This is a genomic window from Pseudomonas sp. FP2294 (assembly GCF_030687625.1).
Taxonomy (GTDB): Bacteria; Pseudomonadota; Gammaproteobacteria; order Pseudomonadales; family Pseudomonadaceae; genus Aquipseudomonas; species Aquipseudomonas shahriarae.
In genome coordinates this window covers 509,706-533,688 of the sequence record NZ_CP117441.1, presented here as the reverse complement: position 1 = coordinate 533,688, position 23,983 = coordinate 509,706, and the positions used below count along the sequence as shown (strand labels likewise).

The following is a 23,983-nucleotide window of genomic DNA, read 5'->3' as shown; positions in this document are numbered from 1 at the left end:
TCATGGCAAACGAAACGACAGTCCCAACTACAAAACCCAACTCTCTGGCTGGCTGGATCAAGCGTCTGGACGAGGTTCTCCTGCCCGTCCCGCAGGCGAGCCACATTGCCGTGTGCAAGGCCATCGGCGACAGTCGCCGTTCGTTGCGAGATATTGCAGAGCTGATGCAAGACAGCCCGGCACTGGTCCTGAGCGTCATGCGTGAAGCCAACAACCAGGCCCACGGCAGCCTGGCAGAGCCCGCAGAAAACCTTGAAGTGGCGATCAACCGCCTCGGCCTCAAGCGCACCGAAGAACTGCTCGCGCGCCTGCCGTCAGTGCCGCTCAATGAAATCCCCGTGGCCCTGCGCCAATTGCAACTGATCAGCCAGCATGCCTCGCAGCAAGCCAGCGGCCTGTTTGCCAGCCGCCTGGCGCGCCTGTGGCAGGATATTCATTGGGGCAGCCTGCTATTTCTTTCACCGCTGTGGCCGATGGCCGTTGCCTACCCCAAGCTCCTGGAGGAATGGGAGCTGCGGGTGATCCACAAGGGTCAATCGGCACGCAAGGTCGAACAGGAATTGTTTGGCGTGCCCCTGCTGGCACTGTGCCTGGAGCTGACCGAGGCCTGGCGCTTGCCGATCTGGGTGTCCCAGGGCTACCAACTGCTGCTCAAGGAACAACGCTTACTGGTCAAGGCCCTGCACATCGCCCGCGATGAAGTGCCGTTGAGCCAGCAGCAAAAACTCGATGCCGACCCGGCGCTGCGGCGCTGGCTGAACCAACCGGCCAATACCGTGCTACTGGCCAATGGCATGGCACTGGCGGCCCAGGAATCCTGGGCCTGCCCCCATACCCAGCGCTGGCAGTACCTCACCGCGTTGTACCTGCAACAACCACTGGCCGACGTGCAGCAACAGGTGCACCAACAGGCGGTCATCAGCGCGCGCCATACCCTGACCGCCGGTCTCTGGCATCCGGCACTGGCGTTGATCTGGCCCTGGCATGTGCAACGAGTGCATCGCGGCCTGCTGCCCGCACCGCCGCCGACCGCCGAAGCCCTGGCGGTGTGGCGCAAGCGTTGTACTGAGCTGCTGGTGGAGCCCAGCCGCTTCGCCAATGCGATGCACTTGACCACCTGCGCCAAGGAGGCCCTGGTTGCCAGTGGCATGCAGCGCGTGATGTTGCTGATGGCCGACAAGGCCTTGGCCACTTTGCGCGTGCATCAGGTCGACGGCCTGCCCAAGGACGCTGCCAACCTGAGCCTTGAGTCCGCACAAAGCACGCTGCTGCAACGCTTGCTGGAGAAGCCTGCGCAAGTGCGCCTCAACCCGGAAAATCACGCACAATTCGCGGTGCTGCTGCCTGCTTCATTGCGGCGCCTGTTCGTCGGCGAGCATTTGCTGCTGCGCTCCCTGAGCTGTAACGGCCGGGTGGTGATGCTGATGATTGCCGACCAGGGGGGCGGGCCGTTCTCCGAAACCACCGTGCAGGCCTTCGGCAAAACCGCCCAATGCATCGAGAAAGCCCTGCACTGCTTTACCAACCGCACCGCTTGATGCTTGCGTTACAATCGCCCTCTTTTATCACCCAACCTAGCGCCCGGGAGACCTCACATGCCTGACTTTTCTGGCTTGCCGCTGGTGATCGAACCCAGCGACCTGCTTAGTCGCCTCGCCGCCGAGCCGTTGATTCTGGTGGACCTCACCAGCACCGCCCGTTATGCCCAGGGGCATATCCCCGGCGCGCACTTTGTCGATCCCAAGCGCACCCAGTTGGGCCAGCCACCGGCCCCAGGGCTGCTGCCGGCCAAGGCCGACCTGGAGAAACTGTTCGGCGAACTGGGCCACACCCCGGATGCCACCTACGTGGTGTATGACGACGAAGGCGGCGGCTGGGCCGGGCGGTTTATCTGGTTGCTCGACGTGATCGGCCACAAGAAATATCACTACCTTGATGGCGGCCTACTGGCATGGCTGGATGAACAGCACCCCGTGTCCACTGAGGTCACCGCAGCCGTCGGCGGCCCGGTCAGCCTGACCCTGCACGACGAGCCCACGGCCACCCGCGAATACCTGCAAAGCCGCCTCGGCGCTGCCGACCTGGGCATCTGGGATGCCCGTGGCCCGCTGGAATACAGCGGCGAAAAAGTCCTCGCGGCCAAGGGCGGGCATATTCCCGGCGCAGTCAACTTCGAATGGACGGCGGGCATGGACAAGGCACGCAACCTGCGGATCCGCCGCGACATGCCGCAGATCCTCGAAGGCCTGGGCCTGACCAAAGACAAAGAAATCATCACCCACTGCCAGACTCACCACCGTTCTGGCTTCACCTACCTGGTGGCCAAGGCGCTCGGTTATCCGCGAGTCAAAGGTTATGCCGGTTCCTGGGGCGAATGGGGCAACCACCCCGACACCCCCGTCGAGATTTAAGGTTTAAGGACAGTTCATGAAAAAGCGTTTGTTTATCCTCAGCCAGTACCTGCTGCCCCACCACCTGCTGTCGCGCCTGGCCGGCTGCATTGCCGAATGCCGTGTGCGCTGGTTTAAAAATGCCTTCACCACCTGGTTCGCCAAGCGCTATCAGGTGGATATGTCCCAGGCGCTGGTAGAAGACGTGACCGCTTACGAGCACTTCAACGCCTTCTTCACCCGCGCCCTGAAAGACGGCGCCCGCCCCCTGGACCCAACCCCAGGCGCGGTGCTGAGCCCGGCAGACGGCGCAGTCAGCCAGCTCGGCCCGATCGAGCACGGCCGCGTGTTCCAGGCCAAGGGCCACAGTTTCAGCGTGCTGGAACTGCTCGGTGGCGACGCCGCCGTTGCCGCACCGTTCATGGGCGGCGACTTTGCCACCATTTACCTGTCGCCGAAGGACTACCACCGCGTGCACATGCCACTGGCCGGCACCCTGCGGGAAATGGTCTACGTGCCTGGGCGGATTTTCTCGGTCAACCAGACCACGGCCGAAAACGTGCCGGAGTTGTTTGCGCGTAACGAGCGTGTGGTTTGCCTGTTCGACACCGAGCGCGGCCCGATGGCCGTGGTATTGGTGGGCGCGATGATTGTCGCGTCGATTGAAACCGTATGGGCCGGCCTGGTAACGCCGCCCAAGCGCGAGCTGAAAACCGTGCGCTACGACGAAGCCGCCCGTGCGCCGATCCACCTGGAAAAAGGTGCGGAACTGGGACGCTTCAAGCTGGGTTCGACCGCTATCGTGCTGTTTGGGCCGGATCAGGTGAAGTGGGCGCAAGAGCTGGCGGCAGGCACGCCGGTGCAGATGGGCCAGGGTATCGCGCTGCCAAAAGCCTGATCCGAATACAGCGAAAATCAAATGTGGGAGCGGGCTTGCTCGCGAAGGCGGTGTGACAGTCGACACCTTAGTTGACTGACACACCGCCTTCGCGAGCAAGCCCGCTCCCACATTTTTGACCGCGTTCCTGTCGTTATTGGCCGTCGCGGTCGCGAAAGCCCAACAGATACAACACACCGTCCAACCCCAAGGTCGAAATCGCCTGCTTGGCCGACTGTTTGACCAACGGCTTGGCCCGGAACGCTACGCCCAACCCGGCGATAGCCAGCATCGGCAAGTCGTTGGCGCCGTCGCCGACCGCAATGGTCTGCTCCAGACGCAAACCTTCCTTGTGCGCCAGCTCCTTGAGCAAGTCAGCCTTGCGTTGCGCATCGACAATCGGTTCGACCGCCACGCCCGTCACCTTGCCATCCACCACTTCCAGCTCGTTGGCGAACACGTAGTCGATGCCCAGCTTGGCCTGCAATTGCTTGGCGAAGTAGGTAAAGCCGCCCGAGAGGATCGCCGTCTTGTAGCCCAGGCGCTTGAGTTCGGCGAACAGGGTTTCGGCACCTTCGGTCAAGCGCAGGGAGGCGCCAATGGAATCGAGGACGCTGACGTCCAGGCCCTTGAGCAATGCCAGGCGCTCCTTGAAGCTGGCGCGAAAATCCAGCTCGCCGGCCATGGCGCGCTCGGTGATCGCCGAGACTTGCTCGCCCACACCTGCGGCCTTGGCCAACTCGTCGATAACTTCGGCTTCGATCAGAGTCGAGTCCATGTCGAACACCGCCAGGCGCCGGTTACGACGGAACAGCGAATCTTCCTGGAAGGCGATATCCACGTTCAGTTCCTGGGCCACGCTGAGGAACTCGGCGCGCAAGGCTTGCGGGTCAGCCGGCTCACCGCGTACGGAGAACTCGATGCAGCCCTTGCCCTGGTCCGCCGGGGTGTCCAGGGGCATGCGACCCGACAGACGGTCGATATGGTCGATATTCAAGCCATATTGCGCAGTGATCGAGCTGACCCGCTGCAATTGTTCAGCGGTGACCTTGCGCGTCAGCAGGGTGACGATGTGGCGTTTCTTGCCTTGGCCGGCCACCCAGTGCTGGTAATCCGCTTCGGATACCGGGGTGAAACGCACCTGCTGGTCCAGCTTATAGGCGGTAAACAGGATGTCCTTGAGCACAGACGACGCCTGTTCGGTATCTGGAATCTCCACCAGGATGCCGAACGACAGGGTGTCGTGGATCACGGCCTGGCCGATGTCGAGAATGGTCACGCCACCCTGGGCCAGAACACCGGTAATGGCTGCGGTAAGACCCGGACGGTCAACACCGGTGATGTTAATCAGGACAATTTCGCGCAAAGCGCACCCCCGAGCTGGAAAAAAACCGCATTCTACCCACTTTCAGTGACCATCGGGCACAGCCAGCGCTTTGCCGGTCTTGGGCCTGTCGCTATACTGCGCGTCAACTTCACGGACCAAGAGCCGAGCGCAAGTGAACCGGCCCACGCCAGTAAAAACCGATAACTTCTTCCTGCTGATCTTCCGGGCACTGCGCCACCGCCGTGTACCGATCGCATTACGCATCGCCAGCCATAACGTGATCCTGGTCGCCCTGGCCCTGGTGATCTACGCCTGCGTGATGGGTTTGCAGTTCAAACAGGCCATGCACGAGCAAGCCGACGCCCTGGGCGAGAGCTTGACGACCCAGACCGCCACCTCGGCGACCGAGCTGTTGGTGTCCAACGACATCCTCAGCCTCAACGTGCTGCTCAACAACCTGACCAAGAACCCGCTGGTGGCCCACGCGGCCATCTACAGCGTGGACAACCGGATCATGGCCGAAGCCGGGCAACGCCCGAAAAACGGCCTGCTGGGTGAGGCCGAAGGCCTGTACCAGAGCAATATCACGTTTCAGGATGTGAAAGCCGGCCAATTGCGCATCAGCCTGGACATGCAACAGTTCCAGCAGCCGATGACCATCAGCCTGCAAAGCATGGGCATCCTCAGCGCGATCCTGCTGGCCTTGGCCCTAGCCTTGAGCCTGCGCCTGGGCCGGCATATCTCCACGCCGCTGATGCAGTTGCGCATCTGGCTGCGCGATATCGACGAACACACCCCGGCCACCGACCGCCAGGATGAGATCGGCGACCTTGCCCGCCAGTTGCACACCAGCTTTGCCCCGGAGCCGGTCATACCTGAAGCCAAGCCCGAGCCGGAGTTCGACGACACCGACTATGACGACGAACCCGAGTTCGAAGTGCGCAACCTGCGCGATCCGAGCTTCGACGAGTCGACGCCGATGGCTGGCCTCAAGCCGGCACCGCGTACGGCCATCAAGGCCGAAGAAGACCGCCTGGACGATGACGATCCGTTTGCCGACCTGCGTGACGAGTCGGCGCCAAGCCCGGTGGTCGCGCCTCGGCCTGCGAGCAGCCAGCCCCAGCACAGCGCGGTATTGGCCGTGCAACTGGGCGCCCAGGAGCAATTGCGCCGCCTGCCACGGGCACGCCTGACCGAGTTGCTGGAACGCTACCGCGATTGCCTGGACCAGGCAGCCTCGCTGTACCAGAGCGAACTGCACACCCTGAACGACGGCAGCACGTTGATGCTGTTCCACAGCGAAGACAGCGGCGAAGACTACCTGACCAATGCCATCTGCTGCGGTGAACTGCTGCGCGCCCTGGGCCATGCCTTGCAGATCGAAGTCGCCGACAGCGGCATCACCCTGCAACTGCAACTGGGCCTGACATTGGGCGATGATCTGTATGGCATGAGCCAGATTGATCTGCTGCTGACCGAAAACGCCCAGGACGCCCTGGCCTTGTCGCAACACAGCCGCAACCTGCTGCTGGTGGAGCGCAAGATCAGCGACGACGCCTTGATCCGCCAACGCGCACGTATCCGCCCGATTGCCAGCCCTGAAGGCGCGTGCTGTGTAGAGCGCTTGATGGAACCTTACCCGTCGATGCTGGAACGTCAGCTGGCACGGATGCATGAGACCCGCAACAAGCCAGCAATGTGACACAGGCTTGTGTGGGAGCGGGCTTGCCCGCTATAGCGCTGGATCAGTCATCAAGTGTCGACTGACACTGCGCTATAGCGGGCAAGCCCGCTCCCACATTTGATCTGCGCCAAACAAAAAGGCCCGCTTACTCAGCGGGCCTTTTATTTGGCTGCGATTCAGGTCAGAACCTGAACACTTCCATATCCGTACGAATCGGCGATGCCATCGGGATCTTCGGCTTTTCCGGGGCTGCCGGCTTGGCCGGCGCCGGGGCCTGCTTGCGCGGGGCCTCGGCAATCGGTGGCTGGTTGGCCAATGGCTTGAGGGCAACCGACAACTGCTCAGCCAAACGCTGCAACAACACGCCCTGGGCCTGGACCTGGGAAGCGGTGCTGCCGGCATGCTGCTCCTGCAGATGCACAATGCGGTTGTCCCGCACCTGGCCACGGCGGTCGATCAGGCGCCATTGCGCGTCAAGGATGGCCGGCTGCGAAGCCCCGGAGTCCAGACGCGTGATAGTCAGCAACACCTGCACATCCGGCGTAAAGCTGGTGGGCGCCGGCGACAGCACCACACGCTGGCTGTCCAGATGGCCGGCCACCTGGCGCAGCATCAACTGGTTGATATCCGACGACAGGCTACCGGCCCAACGGCCGTCGATGGAGCCTTGCAGGCTGCCATCGTCCTGGCGTTGCAGCAGGGTTTCACGTTGCAGGTAATCGGCAACCACGACCGGCCCGAGCAAGACCGCCATGCCAGCACTTTGCGCAGGCTGCGCCGGATTTCCGCTATCCAGCTGGTACAGCGACACCGGTTGGTGCGTAGTGCAACCCGCCAACCCCAAAAGGCCAGCGAGCATCAAAAATAAAGGAAGGCGTGGAGCAGTCATCATCCCATCCAGGTGGCTGCCACAAGGCAAACCACAATGTAATACTAAAAATAACCTATACGCGCTCAGCCACGCCGGCGCTGGAAAGGCCATATCATCCGTGAATATGCGCCATGACTCCAGCGCGAAAGCGCCGATCTACGCGTTAAATCGTAGATCGGGTGCTCTATATCGCTTTAAGCAGGTGTTTCTACCAGCAAAGCATCCACCCGCTGGAAGCCACGGGGCAATTTGTTCCCGCGGCGTCCACGTTCACCCTTGTAATGCTCAAGGTCATCAGGGCGCAGGGACAGCGTACGCTTACCGGCCTGCAGCACCAGGGTAGAGCCTTCCGGGATCACCGCGATGTCGGTCACGTACTCTTCGCGACTGGCCACCCGCTCCCCTGGGATACCAATGATCTTGTTGCCCTTGCCCTTGCCCAACTGCGGCAGGTCGCTGATCTTGAACACCAGCAAACGCCCCTCGGTGGTCACCGAGGCCAGCCAATTGCCTTCACGGTCCTCGACCGGACGCGGCAGGATCACCTTGGCGTTGTTCGGCAGGCTCAACAGCGCCTTGCCCGCCTTGTTCTTGGCCTGCAAATCCTCGCCCTTGACCACGAAACCGTAGCCGGCGTCAGAGGCGATGACGTACAGCGAGTCATCATCGGGCAGCAATACACATTCAAAACTTGCCCCTGGCGGCGGCGCCAGGCGGCCGGTCAACGGCTCGCCCTGGCCCCGTGCAGATGGCAGGGTATGGGCCGGCACCGAATAACTGCGCCCGGTGGAGTCGATAAACACCGCGAACTGGTTGGAACGCCCGGCTGCGGCGGTCTTGAACCCATCGCCGGCTTTGTACGACAAACCGGTGGCATCAATATCATGCCCCTTGGCGGAACGAACCCAACCCTTTTCCGACAGAACGACGGTAATTTTCTCGTTGGGCAACAGCTCGGTTTCGGTCAGGGCCTTGGCTTCGGCACGCTCGACAATCGGCGAGCGGCGGTCGTCGCCATAGGTTTCGGCATCTTTGATCAATTCGCTGCGCACCAGCTTCTTGAGCTTGGCTTCGCTGCCCAGCAGGGCTTGCAGCTTGGCTTGTTCCTTGAGCAGCGCGTCCTGTTCGTCGCGCAGCTTCATCTCTTCCAGGCGCGCCAACTGACGCAGGCGGGTGTCGAGGATGTAGTCGGCCTGGATCTCGCTCAGCTCGAAACGCGCGATCAGCTCGGCTTTCGGGTGCTCGGCGGTGCGGATAATGTGGATCACTTCATCCAGGTTGAGATAGGCGATCAGCAAGCCGTCCAACAGGTGCAGGCGACGCTCGACCTTGTCCAGGCGGAACTGCAGGCGGCGGCGCACGGTATTGACCCGGAACTCCAGCCACTCCACCAGCAGGTTGCGCAGGTTTTTCAGCTGCGGCTTGCCGTCCAGGCCAATGATGTTGACGTTGACCCGGTAGCTGGATTCCAGCTCGGTGCTGGCAAACAGATGCTGCATCAGCACTTCGTGATCGACCCGGCTATTGGTCGGGATGATCACGATGCGGCAAGGGTTCTCGTGGTCGGACTCGTCACGCAGGTCCGCCACTTGCGGCAGCTTCGACGGCTTGGCCTGCATCAGCGCGGCAATCTGTTCCAGCACCTTGGCGCCGGAGACCTGGTGCGGCAAGGCGGTGACGATGATGTCGCCATCTTCGATGTGGTACACCGCACGCATGCGCACCGAGCCCTTGCCGGTCTCGTACATTTTCAGCAGGTCGGCACGCGGCGTGATGATTTCCGCTTCGGTCGGGTAATCCGGGCCCTGGATATGCTCACACAGTTGCTCAACCGTGGCCTTGGGCTCATCGAGCAGGCGCACGCAGGCCGTGGCGACTTCACGCAGGTTGTGCGGTGGCACATCAGTGGCCATGCCCACGGCGATGCCGGTGGTGCCGTTGAGCAGGATATTGGGCAGGCGCGCCGGCAATACCAATGGCTCGTCGAGGGTGCCGTCGAAGTTCGGGCCCCAGTCTGCCGTGCCTTGGCCCAGCTCGCTGAGCAGCACTTCGGAGTAGCGCGACAGGCGCGCCTCGGTATAACGCATGGCAGCGAACGACTTGGGATCATCCGGCGCCCCCCAGTTGCCCTGGCCATCGACCAGGGTGTAGCGGTAGCTGAACGGCTGGGCCATCAGCACCATGGCTTCGTAGCACGCCGAGTCGCCGTGGGGGTGGAACTTGCCGAGCACGTCACCGACGGTACGCGCCGACTTCTTGTGCTTGGAGTCCGCGTCCAGGCCCAACTCACTCATGGCGTAGATAATGCGCCGCTGTACCGGTTTCAGGCCGTCGCCGATGTGCGGCAAGGCACGGTCCATGATCACGTACATGGAGTAGTTGAGGTAGGCATTTTCGGTGAAGTCAGCCAGCGACCGGCGTTCTACGCCGTCTAAGCTGTCTGCAAGGATGTCACTCATGCGGGCCTCATCATTGTCTGGTCTGGCGTAGCAGCAAGGTGCCGCCACGCTGGGTAAATTCAAGTTGTTTCAATGCGCTCATGCCCAACAGCACTTGCTCGCCACCCAGCCCCGGCGCCACCAGGGCGCGCACGTCCTGCAGGACGATATCGCCCAACTGCAGGCGGTCGAGGTGGGTGCGATAGCCCTGGCTGCGGCCGTTGGCGGTGCTCAAGGTCACCGGCAAACCGCGCTTGAGCCCCAGGCGTTCGGCCAACTCGGCCGGCACCGCCACATCGGTGGCGCCGGTATCGAGCATGAAATCCACCGGCTGGCCGTTGATCTGGCCAGTGGCGACGAAATGCCCTTGGCCGTTGCCGACCAGTTTCACTTCGATATAACCCTCGTGTTGCTGTGAGGTGACCGCGGCATTGGGGTTTTCCTGCCGCGCCTCCCATTGCCCGAAAAACCGCGTGGCCAGAAACAGTCCGGCACCCCAGGCCACGAACATCAACACCCGCCCGGCACGCTTGCCCGGTGGTTGCGCACTCAAGGCTGGGCGCTCCAGCCACCGGCCGGGGCGGCAAAACGATAGACCATCGGGCGTTTTTCAGCATCGGCCCGAGCGCCGAAATTATTGTCGATGCCAATCCAGGCGCCGTCGGCGTCAATCAACAGGGCTTCCGCCAGGCCGTAGTTCTGGGGGTAACGTCGATTTGGCACCAGGGCCTCATCGGCATACGACCAGCACAACTCGACCTTGGCCGTCACGCTGTCGCGCCGGCAGATCTGGAACGCGTTGCGCTCCAGGGTAAACAGCTTGCCGTTGAACAACGCCAGGTCAGCAAAGTCCTTGGACACCGCCCTGGCCCCCGGAAACTGCGCCGGTTGCATTTCCTGGCCGGCTTCGCTCAACAGTACGCACGGGCCATCACAATCCCAAACGCTTTGCCCGCGCTTGATCGAGATCAGCCCGCGCCGCTCACGCTCGGCTGCCAGCCAGATCTGGTTGCCCTCGGGGTTGACCGCCAAGCCCTCAAACAGGGCATTGAAGTGCAACAACAGGCCACTGGCCCGCGCCTCGCGGACCATGCCAGGGGCAATCTTCAGCCACTCGGGATCACCGCTTGCCGGCACCTGCAGCACGGCCGCATGGGCTTCGCTGACGATATAGCGATTACCCGCGGCGTCACAGCTGATGCCTTCAAAATCCAGGTCGCCGCCGCGAATTACCGACGCCGCCGTGGTGCGTGCGCGCAAGCCCCAGGGCAGGCCAGACTCGGGCACCGGCGGCACGTTGATCGTTACCGTCTCGGCCTGCCAGGTGTCGGCGCGGGTATCGAGGCGGTAGATCTGGTCGTCGTCGCGGTCAGAGACCGTCCACAAGTCCTTGCCACACAAGGCCAGGCCCGACAGGTTGCCGCCGCGCATGCCGTCTACAGGGTGTTCGGACAACAACTTGAGCTCGGCCGCAGGCTGGGCAACCACTGGGGTAGCAGCCAACCCGCTCAACAACAGTATCGCCAGGGCGAAACCGCTGCGCATCAGCCCAATACCTCGGCCAGGTTGCCTTTGGACTCCAGCCAGGCCTTGCGGTCGCCGGCGCGCTTCTTGGCCAGCAACATGTCCATCATTTCCGAAGTGGCGGCATAGTCTTCGAGGGTCAACTGCACCAGGCGCCGGGTGTTCGGGTCCATGGTGGTTTCGCGCAGTTGCGGCGGGTTCATTTCACCCAGGCCCTTGAATCGGGTGACTTGTGGCTTGCCGCGCTTCTTCTCGGCCACCAGGCGGTCGAGGATGCCGTCGCGTTCGGCCTCGTCCAGGGCGTAGAAGATTTCTTTGCCCAGGTCGATGCGGTACAGCGGCGGCATGGCCACGTAGACGTGACCGGCATCCACCAGCGGGCGGAAATGCTGGACGAACAGTGCGCAGAGCAACGTGGCAATGTGCAGACCATCGGAGTCGGCGTCGGCCAGGATGCAGATCTTGCCGTAGCGCAACTGGCTCATGTCCTCGGCGCCTGGATCGACGCCAATGGCCACGGCGATGTTGTGCACTTCCTGGCTGGCCAGGACTTCGCTGCCATCGACTTCCCAGGTGTTGAGGATCTTGCCGCGCAGCGGCAGGATCGCCTGGAATTCCTTGTCCCGCGCCTGTTTGGCCGAACCACCGGCGGAATCACCTTCGACCAGGAACAGTTCGGAGCGCATCGGGTCCTGGCCGGCGCAGTCCGCCAGCTTGCCGGGCAACGCCGGGCCCTGGGTAATGCGCTTGCGCTCGACCTTTTTGCTGGCCTTGAGGCGACGGCCGGCGTTGTTGATCGCCAGCTCCGCCAGGGCCAGGCCCAGTTCCGGGTGCTCGTTGAGCCACAGGCTGAACGCATCCTTGACCACGCCCGAGACAAACGCCGCGGCCTCGCGGGACGACAGGCGTTCCTTGGTCTGGCCGGAGAATTGCGGCTCCTGCATTTTCATCGACAGCACAAAGGCGATGCGTTCCCAGACGTCTTCCGGCGCCAGCTTCACGCCGCGCGGCAACAGGCTGCGGTATTCGCAGAATTCGCGCATGGCATCCAGCAAGCCCTGGCGCAGACCGTTGACGTGGGTACCGCCCTGGGCGGTGGGGATCAGGTTGACGTAGCTTTCCTGGACGCTGTCGCCCCCTTCGGGCAGCCACAGCAAGGCCCAGTCCACGGCCTCCTTGTTACCTGCCAGGCTGCCGCAGAACGGCTCGTTGGGCAGGCGTTCGAACTCGCTGACCGAGTCTTCGAGGTAGGAGCGCAAGCCGTCTTCGTAGTGCCACTCGACCTTTTCGCCGGTGCCTTTGTCTTCAAAACTGACCAGCAAGCCCGGGCACAGCACGGCCTTGGCCTTGAGTACGTGCTTGAGGCGGCTGATGGAGAATTTCGGGGAATCGAAGTACTTCGGGTCCGGCGCGAAGTACACGCTGGTCCCGGTATTGCGCTTGCCGACCGTGCCGACCACTTCCAGCTCGGTGGCCTTGTAGCCATCGGCGAAGGTCATCTGGTATTCGTTGCCGTCGCGCTTGACCTTGACCCGCACCTGCGTGGACAAGGCGTTGACCACGGAAATACCCACACCGTGCAAGCCGCCGGAAAACTGGTAGTTCTTGTTGGAGAACTTGCCGCCCGCGTGCAGCTTGGTGAGGATCAGCTCGACACCCGACACGCCCTCTTCCGGGTGGATGTCCACCGGCATGCCGCGCCCGTCGTCGGACACTTCCAGGGAATGGTCGGCGTGCAGGATGACCTGGACCGACTTGGCATGCCCGGCCAAGGCTTCGTCGACGCTGTTGTCGATGACTTCCTGGGCAAGGTGGTTCGGCCGACTGGTGTCGGTGTACATGCCGGGGCGTTTGCGCACCGGGTCGAGGCCCGAGAGGACTTCGATGGCGTCGGCGTTATAAGAGCTAGCGCTGGGAGTGGCCATGGGGTCTCGTCGTGAGTCGTTCGATTAAAAAGTAACCTGCGGTTTCACAATGCGGTGAAATCGAAGGATTGGTACTGATCTGCACCAATGCCGGCAAAACTCAACAGCGCCGGCAACTGTCGGCCAAAGCCCTGGTAACCGTGGTCGCCGCCAGCCTGGATACGCAAGGCACAGGCCCGGTAATACTGCTCGGCGAGGCGATAATCCAGTGTTTCGTCCCCGGTCTGCAACCACACCTGATAGCGCTGGGCATCCTGGGGCGCTGCAACCTCAAGCTCAGCCAGGGCCGCGACGTGATCGTGGGTCAGTTCCCAGGTTTCATCGGTGTAGAGGTTCGTCTGGGTGCCCAGGTAACCGTCGAACATGCGATGGGGGCTGACCGCCGGGTTGACCAACAGCGCCTTGAGGCCATGGCGTTCGGCAAGATGGGTTGCATAGTAGCCGCCGAGTGAGCTGCCGACCAGCAGCGGCCGCCCCAGCTCGCCGATCGCCTGCTCCAGCTGGACCATCGCCTGGCGTGGGTGGTGATGCAAGGCCGGCACCCGCAGTTGGTCGGCCAGACCGAGACTGTCCATCACGCCCATCAGTAAGCTGGCCTTGGTCGAGGCCGGCGCACTGTTGAAACCGTGGATATACAAGATCGAAGCGGACATGCCGGGCTCTCCGTGCGTTTACAGCCAAAGGGGCGCAGTTTACAGGGAACGCGGGGGTTGTGGGTGCAGCCCATCGCCGCTGGCGGTACTATCGCTGACGCCGCGTTGATGAGCCGCCAGGCAGGAAAACCGCATGCAACTAGAATGGCTTGAGGATTTTATCGAACTGGCCCGCACCCGCAGCCTGTCGCGGGCCGCCGAAAATCGCTGTGTCACGCACCCGGCGTTCGGCCGACGTATCCGCGCCCTGGAAGAATGGGTCGGTACACCCTTGATCGAGCGCAAACAGCCCCTGTCACTGACGCCTTGCGGCGTGCTGTTCCTGGACGCCGCGACACAATCATTGCAACTGCTGACCACTGTCAGGGCGCAATTCAAAGGCACCACCCTGAGCCGCGACGAACCCGTGCGCATCGCCACCGGCCGGACCCTGGCCAGCGATTTTTTCCCGGACTGGTACGAGTCATTGCACCAGCGCCTGGGCAATTTTGCGGTGTCATTGGTCACCAGCGGGGCGCAAGAAGCGATCAGCAAGTTATCCGCCGGTGAGGTCGACCTGCTGTTGAGCTTTTCCAGCCCATTGACCCAGACACTGCTGGGCGCGGAGCGTTGCGACTCCCGGGTACTGGCCAATGAGGAACTGTTGCCGGTCAGTGCGCCGGACGCCAATGGCCTGCCGCGCCAGCAGATCTGCACCGCGCCCTGCGCCATGAGCATCCCCTGGCTGGCCTTTTCTCCGTCCCTGGCACTGCGCGGCGTGCTGGCCCAGCACCTTGAGCGGCTGCCACAGCACCTGGCGCTGCGCATGGTCTACCAGGCGGACTCTTATGACGCCATCCTGGAAATGGCCAAGCGTGGCAGAGGCCTGGCATGGCTGCCGCGCATGGTGGTCAAGGATGCGCTGGCCTCGGGCGAGTTGCTGATTGCAGGCGGCCCCGAGTTTCACGTCGCCTTCGACGTCTCGCTGCATCGCCTGCACGCCAACCAGAGCGAAATGGTCATGAAGATCTGGGAAGGTCTGTGAACCTGTCGTTGCGCCAACAGCGTTTGCGCTCATAGCTTCTGGCATTGCATCAACTCCAAGATGCGTAAAACCCAATGCCTGTCGGCCCCGTGCCAAAACAGCTCAAACCTGTGCCGAAACGGCAATTGCTGTTCGTGCGCACTTGATTCAATTTCACCCGGGCTTTCACCCATAACAATTAATGCCTTCGATCTCGTCAGGCCGCGCTGCGGTTCGGCGAATCCGAATGCCAACTGTGAAACAGACCCGGTGCACACCCATGACAGTCCCATCATCCGTCTTATCATCGGCACAGGCTCCAACCCAGCGAGGTCCATGGAAGGAGATCGTCGCTGCCAGTGTCGGTAACGCCTTGGAGTTTTATGATTTGCTGATCTACGGCTATTTCGCGGTAGTGATCAGCAAACAGTTTTTCCCATCCGATAACGAAACCACCTCACTGCTGCTGGCCGTAGGCTCGTTTGGCATTTCCTTCCTGATGCGCCCCCTGGGCGCCATCGTGCTCGGTTCCTACACCGACAGGGCCGGGCGAAAGGCATCGTTAACGATGTCGATCATGATCATGCTGATCGGCACCGCAATGATTACCTTCGCCCCGACCTATGAGCAGATCGGCTTGGCAGCGCCGCTGTTGATCATCGTTGCGCGCATGCTCCAGGGCTTTTCTACGGGCGGTGAGTTTGGTGCGGCGACCGCATTCATGGTCGAGCACGCCGATGCCAAACGCCGTGGCTTCTTTGCCAGTTGGCAATTGTCGACCCAGGGCCTGGCGACCATACTGGCCGCGGGGGTCAGTGCAATCCTCAGCTATGTGCTGTCGGATGTGCAGTTGAACGACTGGGGTTGGCGTGTGGCCTTCGGCTTCGGCCTGCTGATCGGGCCGGTGGGTTTCTACATTCGCACGCAAATCGATGAAACCCCGGACTTCAAGAAAACCGCCGCCAGCACAAAGTTGAAGACGCCGCTGCGCGATGTGTTGGTCAAAGGGCACGTCAGCCTATTGCTGGCTATCGGCGTGGTGGCCGGGGCCACAGCATTCAACTATGTGCACAAGCTGTACATGCCCATTTATGCCCTTAAACAACTGAACATCACCGCCACCTCTTCGTATCTCGGGGCGCTGATGACTGGCGTGACCCTGATGTTGATGGCCCCGGTATTTGGCGGCTTATCCGATCGCTACGGACGCTTTCGGGTACTGACAATCGCCTTGCTGCTTACCGGGTTTTCGTCCTATCCGATGTTCGCCCTGCTCAACGCCTTCCCCAGCTTTTCTACGCTGCTGACCGTGCAGGCGATTGTCGGGTTGTTGATCGCTGCCTGCCTGGGGCCCATCCCGGCGATGCTTGCCGATATTTTCCCAACCAGCATTCGCGGGACCGGCCTGGCGCTGAGCTACAACTTTTCCGTCACCCTGTTTGGTGGTTTTGCGCCCTTGATCGTGACGTGGATGATCGACGCCAGCGGCAGCAAGCTGGCCCCCAGCTTTTATGTCATGGCGACCATTCTGATCAGCGTACTGGCGATTATCTGCCTGGGCCGACGCATGCGCGGCACCCACCCCGCTGCCCATTAAACAAACCCTTCCTGCTTGTCGCGCGCCAAGCCCGCGCGGCAAGTGCACACCTCGGTCAGTCGGAGACTGAAATGAAAACCCTTGAGCAGGTTCGTGCAGCACTCAAACCCTACCCCGTGGAGGTCCAGTTCCCTGATCTGAGCCAATGGAAAACCGGTAACTGCGGGATCGACTACATACACAGCTTCGACAGCGGCACGCCAGGGCCCCATGTGCTGATCATGGCACTGACCCATGGCAATGAAGTCAGCGGCGCAATCGCGGTGGACGCCCTGTTGCGCAGCGGGGTGCGCCCGCGCCAGGGGCGATTGTCACTGGGCTTTGCCAACATACAGGCCTATCAACGCTTCGACCCACAGGACATTGATGCGACCCGCTTTATTGACGAGGACATGAACCGCGTCTGGCTGCCATCAACCCTCGACGGCCCGCGCGACTCCGCCGAATTGCGCCGCGCCCGGGAGCTGCGCCCGCTGATCGACAGTGTGGATTTGCTGCTCGATATCCACTCAATGCACGAAGAATCACCGCCGCTGATGATGTGCGGTGCATGCGCCAAAGGCCTGGCGTTCGCCCAATCATTAGGCGTACCGGCAACCATCGTCGCAGACGCCGGCCACGCCAACGGCCGGCGCATGCGTGACTACGGCGGATTCGGCGATGCCGCCAGCCCCAAGAATGCGCTGCTGATCGAGACCGGCCAGCACTTTTCGAAAACCAGTGAACGGGTCGCCCTCGACGTGGCGGCCCGCTTCCTGATTGCGACTCAGGCAGTCGTCGAGGCGGATGTATCGACGTTTCTCAGCCAGGAAAAACCTGCAGCCCAGCAATGTTTGCAAGTCACCGACCCAGTGATCGCCCACAGCATGGACTTCAGTTTCACCGATGACTTTCGTGGCCTGGAGCGGATCAGCCACGCTGGCACGGTGATCGCCCGGGATGCCCAGCGCGAAATCGTCACGCCGTATGACAACTGCGTGTTGATCCAGCCTTCACTGCGGCATCTGGGGCAAGGCGTTACGGTGGTGCGGTTAGCGCGGGACTACCGTCAATAGATCAGTAGCCATTGCTACCGTAATCGACGGTGAAGGCAAACCCCTGGACCCGCTCTACGCCTGTTTCCAAGCGTCCATCGGCATGCAAACGCAGCCAGCGATAGCCAGGGGCCTGTTCGCTGACGTTGAAATCCTCACTGCCCGGGGCGAACTGGATACAGGTCGACGGCGACGCCAGCAGGCGCACGCCATGGCGTTCGCGGTCGATTTCCTGGTGCACATGCCCCCACAGCACCGCCCGTACCTGGGGAAACCGGTCGAGGACGGCGAACAGCGCCTCAGGGTTACGCAGGCCAATCGGCTCCATCCAGGCACAGCCGATAGGCACGGGGTGATGATGGAAGCACACCAGGTGATGGCGGCCCGGTGCTTCGCTCAACGCCTGGGCCAAGAGCTGCAGTTGCACATCCGCCAGATAACCCGGCACAGAGCCCGGCACGGCGGAGTCCAGCATAATGACCCGCCAGTTGCCCACATCCACCACCGGCTCCAGCAACGCACTGCCCATGGTGGCCTCGGCCATGACCTGCGGCTCATCGTGGTTGCCCGGGATCCAGCGCGCCGGGGCGCCGACCTGCTGGCTCAGTTCACGAAACAGCTGGTAGGACGCAAGCGTGCCGTCCTGGGACAGGTCGCCGGTGGCCAGCAGCAAATCAATCTGCGGCTGCTGGGCGCGGACCAGGTCAATCACCCGCTGCAGGCTGTCACGGGTGTTCATGCCCAGCAGCGTGCCGTCGGCCTCGGCAAACAGGTGGCTGTCAGACAGTTGCACCAGCAACGCCGGCGCATCAGGGTTCACGATGGATACGCTCGGCAAGGCGTTCTCCCAGGGCGATCACGAAAAATGGACAATGGGCGCAATTATGCTGGGGCAGGATACAAAGAGGAAACCCGTGAAGCAGACGCAGTTCACATCTACCGCACGACTTCAAACTCATGGCCCAACGCCAGGCAATGGCTCAACCACTCGCCGAGGAACACATTGAGCTGGGCTTTCTCATCGGGCTGGTGCATGAACACATTGGGGTAAGGATAGATGCTGCGAAAGCGCCGTGCATGTTCGGCGCTGACTACTTCGGCCATCTGTGCATCGTGATACACCTGCACTTCCAACTGCGGCACCGGCAGCCACGGCAGGCTGTGCTCCTGGCGCACCCGCAGGGTGCTGGTGTAGGGGCAGGTGAGGATCACTTCCAGGTTCAACACGCCGAGCATCTGGTCGCCGTGGGTCACGGCGATCCGGCGCGCTTCGGGCGCGTGGCGCATGTCCGGCAACAGGCGCATCAGCCGCGCGTAGTTAGCCTCGCAAGCGGCTTGCAAGCCGATCAGATCAACCCGGTAGCGTTCCCGTACCTTTACTGCCATAGCCCCCTCACTTCCGCGCGATTAAGCGCAAGCCATTGCAGGGCGATAATGCTGGCTGCGTTGGAAATTTTACCGTCGCGTACCGCTTGCAGGGCATCTTCAAAAGCCCAGACGGTGACACGGATATCTTCTGCCTCCTCGGCCAGGCCATGGATACCGCCGGCACCGGCACTGTCGCAACGCCCCAAAAACAGGTGGACGAATTCGGTGCTGCCACCCGGCGAGGGGAAATATTTGGTGATCGGCCACAGCGCGGAGAAGGTCAGCCCAGCTTCCTCTTCGGCTTCGCGGTGTGCAACCTCCTCCGGTTGCTCGTCCTTGTCGATCAGGCCGGCCACCATTTCCACCAGCCAGGGGTTGTCGGTGCGACCCATGGCGCCCACACGAAATTGCTCGATCAACACCACTTCATCGCGCTGCGGGTCGTAGGGCAGTACACACACGGCATCGTGGCGCACAAAAATCTCACGGTTGATAACCGGGCTCATGCCGCCATCGAACAACTCGTGACGCAGTTGCACGCGATCGAGCTTGTAGAAGCCGCTGTAGGCATTGTCGCGCTGAACCTCTTCGAATCTGGTCGGCGTCGATTTCGCACTGTCGGTCATATCAACCCTCGTTTAATCCGGTGTGTGTCTTAGCATCGCGCCATCCTACAGCGCTCGCGCGCCTCGGTGCAGCCCCTTTGCGGTTGCCGGGACGGGCGGCGGCGGTCACACTCACTGTAATCAGCTTAGTGGCGAACTGACTGGGATGCCGATAGTCGAAGCCCCATATCTTTCGCTCTTCTCCGCTTTATGAAGGACGCCCATGTCGCTGTTAAAAGTCGCCTCCGTGGCCTGTATTGCCCTGACGCTCGGTGCTTGCCAGAGCCTGTTCCAACCCAGCTACCGTGCGCCGCTGGAAGCCACTCGCGATGCCTCCGAGGTGGTGCAACCCGGCTGCACCACTGCCGATTGCCCGCTGGTGAACATCGATACGGTGCATTTCGCCAGCGAGCCCAAGCTCGATGCGTTGATCGAGCAACGCCTGCTGGAAATGACCCGCACCACCCCCGGCGCCCCGGTGCCGGCGACCTTGAATGCCTATCGGGAAAAATTCCTGCGTGAGTCCGGCCCGCGCAACAGCATGTATTTGCAGGCCAAGGTACGGGAGCAGCATGACGGCTTGGTGATCATCGAGCTGTCCAGCTACCTGGACACCGGCGGTGCCCACGGCGAACCCGGCCGTGGCTTCATCAACTACTCGCGCCAACAGCAAAAAAACCTGACCCTGGCGGACATGCTGCGCCCGGGCAAGGAAGACGCGTTCTGGAAAGCCGCCCAAGTGGCCCACAACAGCTGGCTGATCAGCACTCGCCTGAGCCTGGAGCCGGAGTACGTGAAAAGCTGGCCCTTCCAGAAAACCCCGAACGTGGCGCTGACCTACGGTGCCGTGGTGCTCAAGTACCCTACGACCACCATTGCGCCTTACGCCATGGGCCACGTCGAGTTGCAGATTCCTTACGCTCGCCTCGACGGCATCATCAAGCCTGAGCTGGTGCCCGTGCGCCGCTGAAAGCGCGCCCAAGGATAAATTGCAACAGCCCTGCCAGCGTCAGTGCCGGCAGGGTCGCGCCAATATCCGGGTACAGATTGACCAGCAGATGATAGGTACTGACTCCTCCCAGCCAGGCCAGCAATGCCGGCCAGCGCAGGCTTGTAGCCAGGGCCTGGCCACGCCGGCGCAGAATGAAGTGGTCCACCAGCACCACGCCAAACAGCGGCGCGAATACCGAGCCGATCAACAGCAGGAAGTTCTGATACTGGGCCAAGGGCGCAAAGCAGGCGATCAGCGTGCACACAAGCCCAATCGCCAGCGCCAGGTGCTCGACTTTCAGGCGCAATAGCATGCCGCTGGACACCGCCGCCGAGTGAATATCAGCGAAGGCGTTTTCTGATTCATCCAACAGAATCAGCAACAGCGGAATCCCCAGGCCAGCCCCGGCCAACGCCAGCAACAGCGCATTGACTTCGCCACTGGGCGCAAACGCCAGGGTGTAGGCCACGCCCAGGCTCATCAGCCAGAAACTACCGATAAAAAAGCCCAGGGCGGTGCCGCCGAACACACGGGTGGCGCGCTGGCCGAAGCGTGAGTAATCGGCAATCAGCGGCAGCCAGGACAACGGCATGGCAATGGCGATGTCAAACCCGACGGCAAACGGCAGCGAACCATCGCCGGCCTGGGCCCACAGCGCGGCCAGGTCGGCCTTGGCGAACAGGTTCCAGGTCAGCCACAGGCACGCCGCCAGCAACAGCCAGATCCCCCACTTGCGCAGGATCTGCCGCACGAAGGTCAACGGGCCGCTGACCGCGAGCAACGTGGCGAGGCCGCCGAAGAACACGGTCCAGAGCAACGGGCTGGCCCACAGGCTGCCGGCGCTGAAAGCCCGGGTACCCAGCAGGCTGGCGGCATCGCGCATGACAATAATCTCGAACGAGCCCCAGCCGATCAGTTGCAACAGGTTCAACAGCGCCGGCAGGCTCGCCCCCTTGGCGCCGAGGCTGAGCTTGAGGGCGGCCATGGACGACAGGCCGGTGTCACTGCCGATCACCCCGACGGCAGCCAGCAACAGCACGCCCACCAGGGTACCGAGCAAGATCGCCAACAACGACCCCGACATGCCCAGCCCCGGCGCCAACAGTGCACCGGTTTGCAGGACCATCAGGCCGATGCCGAGGGAGAACCATAGGGAAAACAGATCGCGGGCGCCGAAGACTCTTTTATCGGCAGGCACCGCGATGTCAGGGGAATAGGTGCTGGGTTGAATGCTCAAGGGGGTTATCTCAGAGGGACATGATCGTTGCCACGCTCTGCGTGGGAATGCCGCTTTGGACGCGCAGCGTCCGCTTTGTGACGCGCAGCGTCACGGGATGCATTCCCACGCGGAGCGTGGGAACGATCATTGGGCTCAGACCTTTTTGTAGAGCTGACTGCCTTCCTGCTTGAACCGCTCCGCCTGCTCGGCCAAGCCCTTGGCCACATCCACGTCCACCGCCTCGATGCGCTGGTTGGCCGCGTACTCGCGCACTTCCTGGGTGATTTTCATCGAGCAGAATTTCGGCCCGCACATCGAGCAGAAATGCGCGACCTTGGCCGAGTCCTTGGGCAGGGTTTCATCGTGATAGGAACGTGCGGTGTCCGGGTCCAGGCCGAGGTTGAACTGATCTTCCCAGCGGAACTCGAACCGCGCCTTGCTCAAGGCGTTGTCGCGGATCTGCGCGCCCGGATGACCTTTTGCCAAGTCGGCCGCGTGGGCCGCAATCTTGTAGGTGATGATCCCGGTCTTCACGTCATCCTTGTTCGGCAGGCCCAGGTGTTCCTTGGGCGTGACGTAGCAGAGCATGGCGCAACCGAACCAGCCGATCATCGCCGCGCCGATGCCCGAGGTGATGTGGTCGTAGCCCGGTGCAATATCGGTGGTCAGCGGGCCCAAGGTGTAGAACGGCGCTTCGTCACAGCACTCCAGCTGCTTGTCCATGTTCTCCTTGATCAACTGCATCGGCACATGGCCAGGGCCTTCGATCATGGTTTGCACATCGTGTTTCCAGGCGATCTTCGTCAACTCGCCGAGGGTTTCCAGCTCACCGAACTGCGCCGCATCGTTGGCGTCGGCAATCGAGCCTGGGCGCAGGCCATCGCCGAGGGAGAAACTGACATCGTAGGCCTTCATGATTTCGCAGATTTCGTCGAAATGCGTGTAGGTGAAGTTCTCTTTATGGTGCGCCAGGCACCACTTGGCCATGATCGAGCCGCCCCGGGACACAATGCCGGTGACGCGCTTGGCGGTCAGCGGTACATAGCGCAGCAACACGCCGGCGTGGATGGTGAAGTAGTCGACGCCCTGCTCGGCCTGTTCGATCAAGGTGTCGCGGAACAGCTCCCAGGTCAGGTCTTCGGCGGCGCCGCCGACTTTTTCCAGGGCCTGGTAGATCGGCACGGTACCGATCGGCACCGGCGAGTTGCGGATGATCCACTCGCGGGTTTCGTGGATGTGCTTGCCGGTGGACAGGTCCATCACCGTGTCCGAGCCCCAGCGAATACCCCAGGTGAGTTTCGCCACTTCTTCTTCGATGGACGAACCCAGGGCGCTGTTGCCGATATTGCCGTTGACCTTCACCAGGAAGTTACGGCCGATGATCATCGGCTCCAGTTCGGTGTGGTTGATGTTGGCCGGAATGATGGCGCGGCCACGGGCGATTTCTTCGCGCACAAACTCCGGGGTGATGATTTTCGGCACGCTGGCCCCGAAGCTGTGCCCGGCGTGTTGCTGGTCGAGCAGGCCAGTGGCGCGAGCCTCTTCGAGCTTCATGTTTTCGCGGATGGCGACGTATTCCATCTCGGCGGTGATGATGCCTTTGCGCGCGTAATGCATCTGGGTCACGTTGGCCCCGGCCTTGGCGCGGCGCGGGTTTTTCACGTGGGCAAAACGCAGGGCGGTCAGCTCGGCGTCGCTCAGGCGCTGCTGGCCGAAGTGCGAACTGAGGCCCGCCAGGCGCTCGGTGTCGCCACGGGATTCGATCCACGGCGAGCGCACATCGCCCAGGCCTTTGCGCACGTCGATGATGATATTCGGGTCGGTATACGGCCCGGAGGTGTCGTAGACCACCACTGGCGCATTGATTTCGCCGCCGAAGTCGGTGGGGGTCACGTCCAGGCTGACTTCACGCATCGGCACGCGGATATCCGGGCGAGTGCCCTGCACATAGACTTTTTGCGAGCGGGTAAACGGCTGCACGGATCCGGAATCGACCTTGGCCGACTCACTCAAATGCACGGTGTTTTTTAGTTTTGTACTCATCACGGGCTCTCCAGACACATCCAGGCAGTGGATTTTTGTCGGAGTGAACCTGTGGCGGACGGACGCACTGGAACCAGTGCTGTGCTTGGCGCACGAGGGCTGTTCGATTGTCGAACAACATCCCGGACGAAGCACAAGAGGACTCGCCGGGTGACGAGAAATCTTGTTCCCTACGCAGGCGCTAACCTGATCAGGTTCAACGGGATCCGGTATTTACCGATCTCAGCCTCATAGCAAGGCACCCCGACAAGAACGAGGCCAGTCTAGACCATGGAGCAGGCAAATTGCCAATAGCGGTGCATTCAGCGTGATGAATGGCGCAATTACAGGATTGTTGTGCCGGGGTACGGCCACTACACTCGGCTCCTGCCTCAGCGGCTTGACGCTATGGATTGCTCGTCGTAGCCTTGAACGCTAAATTATTGTCGTAATAT

20 protein-coding genes and 1 riboswitch are annotated in these 23,983 nt (G+C 62.0%); of the genes, 8 read left to right on the top strand and 12 right to left on the bottom strand.

From position 1 onward, the window contains the following. Positions 1–2 precede the first annotated feature (2 nt). From PSH73_RS02265 to asd, 3 genes are read left to right on the top strand one after another with little or no spacing between them, the layout of a single operon-like run. Positions 3–1,538, top strand: a complete 1,536-nt coding sequence (locus tag PSH73_RS02265; protein ID WP_120731391.1) for an HDOD domain-containing protein — start codon at positions 3–5, stop codon at positions 1,536–1,538. Between the two features lie 57 nt (positions 1,539–1,595). Then, the gene (locus PSH73_RS02260) at positions 1,596–2,411 is read left to right on the top strand and encodes a rhodanese-like domain-containing protein (protein WP_200659355.1); all 816 of its coding nucleotides are present in this window, start codon (positions 1,596–1,598) and stop codon (positions 2,409–2,411) included. Between the two features lie 16 nt (positions 2,412–2,427). Continuing rightward, positions 2,428–3,288: an archaetidylserine decarboxylase gene (gene asd, locus PSH73_RS02255; protein WP_289138599.1), complete on the top strand. Its 861-nt coding sequence runs from the start codon at positions 2,428–2,430 to the stop codon at positions 3,286–3,288. A 133-nt stretch (positions 3,289–3,421) separates the two neighbouring features. On the opposite strand, the gene serB is transcribed toward asd, so the two are convergent. After that, entirely contained in the window at positions 3,422–4,633 is a 1,212-nt protein-coding gene (gene serB / locus PSH73_RS02250) for a phosphoserine phosphatase SerB (protein ID WP_305461853.1), read from the bottom strand. A 133-nt stretch (positions 4,634–4,766) separates the two neighbouring features. On the opposite strand from serB, the gene PSH73_RS02245 reads away from it, so the two are divergent. Next, positions 4,767–6,296, top strand: a complete 1,530-nt coding sequence (locus PSH73_RS02245) for an AhpA/YtjB family protein (RefSeq protein WP_186625917.1) — start codon at positions 4,767–4,769, stop codon at positions 6,294–6,296. Positions 6,297–6,459: 163 nt separating this feature from the next. On the opposite strand, the gene PSH73_RS02240 is transcribed toward PSH73_RS02245, so the two are convergent. The 6 genes from PSH73_RS02240 to PSH73_RS02215 form a co-directional block, all read right to left on the bottom strand. Further along, complete coding sequence (locus PSH73_RS02240) at positions 6,460–7,167, bottom strand: membrane integrity-associated transporter subunit PqiC (RefSeq protein ID WP_057444497.1); 708 nt, start codon at positions 7,165–7,167, stop codon at positions 6,460–6,462. A 176-nt stretch (positions 7,168–7,343) separates the two neighbouring features. Next, positions 7,344–9,608, bottom strand: a complete 2,265-nt coding sequence (gene parC / locus PSH73_RS02235; RefSeq protein WP_057437367.1) for a DNA topoisomerase IV subunit A — start codon at positions 9,606–9,608, stop codon at positions 7,344–7,346. 10 nt (positions 9,609–9,618) lie between these two features. Next, complete coding sequence (locus PSH73_RS02230; protein WP_305461850.1) at positions 9,619–10,140, bottom strand: TIGR02281 family clan AA aspartic protease; 522 nt, start codon at positions 10,138–10,140, stop codon at positions 9,619–9,621. Then, positions 10,137–11,132, bottom strand: a complete 996-nt coding sequence (locus PSH73_RS02225) for an esterase-like activity of phytase family protein (RefSeq protein WP_057958140.1) — start codon at positions 11,130–11,132, stop codon at positions 10,137–10,139. The genes PSH73_RS02230 and PSH73_RS02225 overlap by 4 nt, the downstream gene beginning before the upstream one ends. Beyond that, the gene (gene parE, locus PSH73_RS02220; protein WP_057437361.1) at positions 11,132–13,036 is read right to left on the bottom strand and encodes a DNA topoisomerase IV subunit B; all 1,905 of its coding nucleotides are present in this window, start codon (positions 13,034–13,036) and stop codon (positions 11,132–11,134) included. Before parE ends, PSH73_RS02225 begins: the two co-directional genes overlap by 1 nt. A gap of 44 nt (positions 13,037–13,080) precedes the next feature. After that, the gene (locus tag PSH73_RS02215) at positions 13,081–13,689 is read right to left on the bottom strand and encodes a YqiA/YcfP family alpha/beta fold hydrolase (RefSeq protein ID WP_057958139.1); all 609 of its coding nucleotides are present in this window, start codon (positions 13,687–13,689) and stop codon (positions 13,081–13,083) included. Positions 13,690–13,822: 133 nt separating this feature from the next. Here PSH73_RS02215 and PSH73_RS02210 point away from each other — a divergent pair, with 133 nt between their 5' ends. From PSH73_RS02210 to PSH73_RS02200, 3 genes are all read left to right on the top strand, one after another. Further along, positions 13,823–14,713, top strand: a complete 891-nt coding sequence (locus tag PSH73_RS02210) for a LysR family transcriptional regulator (protein ID WP_057437349.1) — start codon at positions 13,823–13,825, stop codon at positions 14,711–14,713. Positions 14,714–15,065: 352 nt separating this feature from the next. Then, entirely contained in the window at positions 15,066–16,289 is a 1,224-nt protein-coding gene (locus tag PSH73_RS02205) for an MFS transporter (RefSeq protein WP_233100725.1), read from the top strand. Positions 16,290–16,360: 71 nt separating this feature from the next. Then, complete coding sequence (locus PSH73_RS02200) at positions 16,361–17,344, top strand: M14 family metallopeptidase (protein ID WP_120731380.1); 984 nt, start codon at positions 16,361–16,363, stop codon at positions 17,342–17,344. A gap of 1 nt (position 17,345) precedes the next feature. Here PSH73_RS02200 and cpdA read toward each other — a convergent pair whose 3' ends face one another. The 3 genes from cpdA to PSH73_RS02185 all read right to left on the bottom strand — a co-directional run bounded on the left by cpdA (position 17,346) and on the right by PSH73_RS02185 (position 19,317). Beyond that, entirely contained in the window at positions 17,346–18,161 is an 816-nt protein-coding gene (gene cpdA, locus PSH73_RS02195) for a 3',5'-cyclic-AMP phosphodiesterase (protein WP_057958135.1), read from the bottom strand. A gap of 98 nt (positions 18,162–18,259) precedes the next feature. Then, the gene (locus PSH73_RS02190; protein ID WP_057437343.1) at positions 18,260–18,709 is read right to left on the bottom strand and encodes a DUF1249 domain-containing protein; all 450 of its coding nucleotides are present in this window, start codon (positions 18,707–18,709) and stop codon (positions 18,260–18,262) included. Further along, positions 18,700–19,317 carry an NUDIX domain-containing protein gene (locus PSH73_RS02185; protein WP_057437341.1) on the bottom strand — a complete coding sequence of 206 codons (618 nt, stop codon included), beginning with the start codon at positions 19,315–19,317 and terminating at the stop codon, positions 18,700–18,702. Before PSH73_RS02185 ends, PSH73_RS02190 begins: the two co-directional genes overlap by 10 nt. Before the next feature lie 202 nt (positions 19,318–19,519). Here PSH73_RS02185 and PSH73_RS02180 point away from each other — a divergent pair, with 202 nt between their 5' ends. Further along, complete coding sequence (locus PSH73_RS02180) at positions 19,520–20,266, top strand: RsiV family protein (protein WP_057437337.1); 747 nt, start codon at positions 19,520–19,522, stop codon at positions 20,264–20,266. On the opposite strand, the gene cytX is transcribed toward PSH73_RS02180, so the two are convergent. Beyond that, positions 20,235–21,524 (bottom strand): putative hydroxymethylpyrimidine transporter CytX, encoded by a 1,290-nt coding sequence (gene cytX / locus PSH73_RS02175; RefSeq protein ID WP_169989279.1) that lies wholly within the window; start codon positions 21,522–21,524, stop codon positions 20,235–20,237. The two genes, PSH73_RS02180 and cytX, sit on opposite strands and share 32 nt — an antisense overlap. A gap of 135 nt (positions 21,525–21,659) precedes the next feature. Then, entirely contained in the window at positions 21,660–23,549 is a 1,890-nt protein-coding gene (gene thiC, locus PSH73_RS02170) for a phosphomethylpyrimidine synthase ThiC (RefSeq protein WP_057437335.1), read from the bottom strand. Positions 23,550–23,699: 150 nt separating this feature from the next. Then, a riboswitch (TPP riboswitch) is annotated at positions 23,700–23,805 on the bottom strand. Between the last annotated feature and the right edge of the window lie 178 nt (positions 23,806–23,983).

Excerpts from the sequence above, each read along its gene's own strand:
- PSH73_RS02265 (WP_120731391.1), top strand. The coding sequence starts at position 3 with ATGGCAAACGAAACGACAGTCCCAACTACAAAACCCAACTCTCTGGCT.
- PSH73_RS02260 (WP_200659355.1), top strand. The coding sequence starts at position 1,596 with ATGCCTGACTTTTCTGGCTTGCCGCTGGTGATCGAACCCAGCGACCTG.
- asd (WP_289138599.1), top strand. The coding sequence starts at position 2,428 with ATGAAAAAGCGTTTGTTTATCCTCAGCCAGTACCTGCTGCCCCACCAC.
- PSH73_RS02240 (WP_057444497.1), bottom strand. The coding sequence starts at position 7,167 with ATGACTGCTCCACGCCTTCCTTTATTTTTGATGCTCGCTGGCCTTTTG.
- parC (WP_057437367.1), bottom strand. The coding sequence starts at position 9,608 with ATGAGTGACATCCTTGCAGACAGCTTAGACGGCGTAGAACGCCGGTCG.
- PSH73_RS02225 (WP_057958140.1), bottom strand. The coding sequence starts at position 11,132 with ATGCGCAGCGGTTTCGCCCTGGCGATACTGTTGTTGAGCGGGTTGGCT.
- parE (WP_057437361.1), bottom strand. The coding sequence starts at position 13,036 with ATGGCCACTCCCAGCGCTAGCTCTTATAACGCCGACGCCATCGAAGTC.
- PSH73_RS02215 (WP_057958139.1), bottom strand. The coding sequence starts at position 13,689 with ATGTCCGCTTCGATCTTGTATATCCACGGTTTCAACAGTGCGCCGGCC.
- PSH73_RS02210 (WP_057437349.1), top strand. The coding sequence starts at position 13,823 with ATGCAACTAGAATGGCTTGAGGATTTTATCGAACTGGCCCGCACCCGC.
- PSH73_RS02200 (WP_120731380.1), top strand. The coding sequence starts at position 16,361 with ATGAAAACCCTTGAGCAGGTTCGTGCAGCACTCAAACCCTACCCCGTG.
- PSH73_RS02190 (WP_057437343.1), bottom strand. The coding sequence starts at position 18,709 with ATGGCAGTAAAGGTACGGGAACGCTACCGGGTTGATCTGATCGGCTTG.
- PSH73_RS02185 (WP_057437341.1), bottom strand. The coding sequence starts at position 19,317 with ATGACCGACAGTGCGAAATCGACGCCGACCAGATTCGAAGAGGTTCAG.
- PSH73_RS02180 (WP_057437337.1), top strand. The coding sequence starts at position 19,520 with ATGTCGCTGTTAAAAGTCGCCTCCGTGGCCTGTATTGCCCTGACGCTC.
- thiC (WP_057437335.1), bottom strand. The coding sequence starts at position 23,549 with ATGAGTACAAAACTAAAAAACACCGTGCATTTGAGTGAGTCGGCCAAG.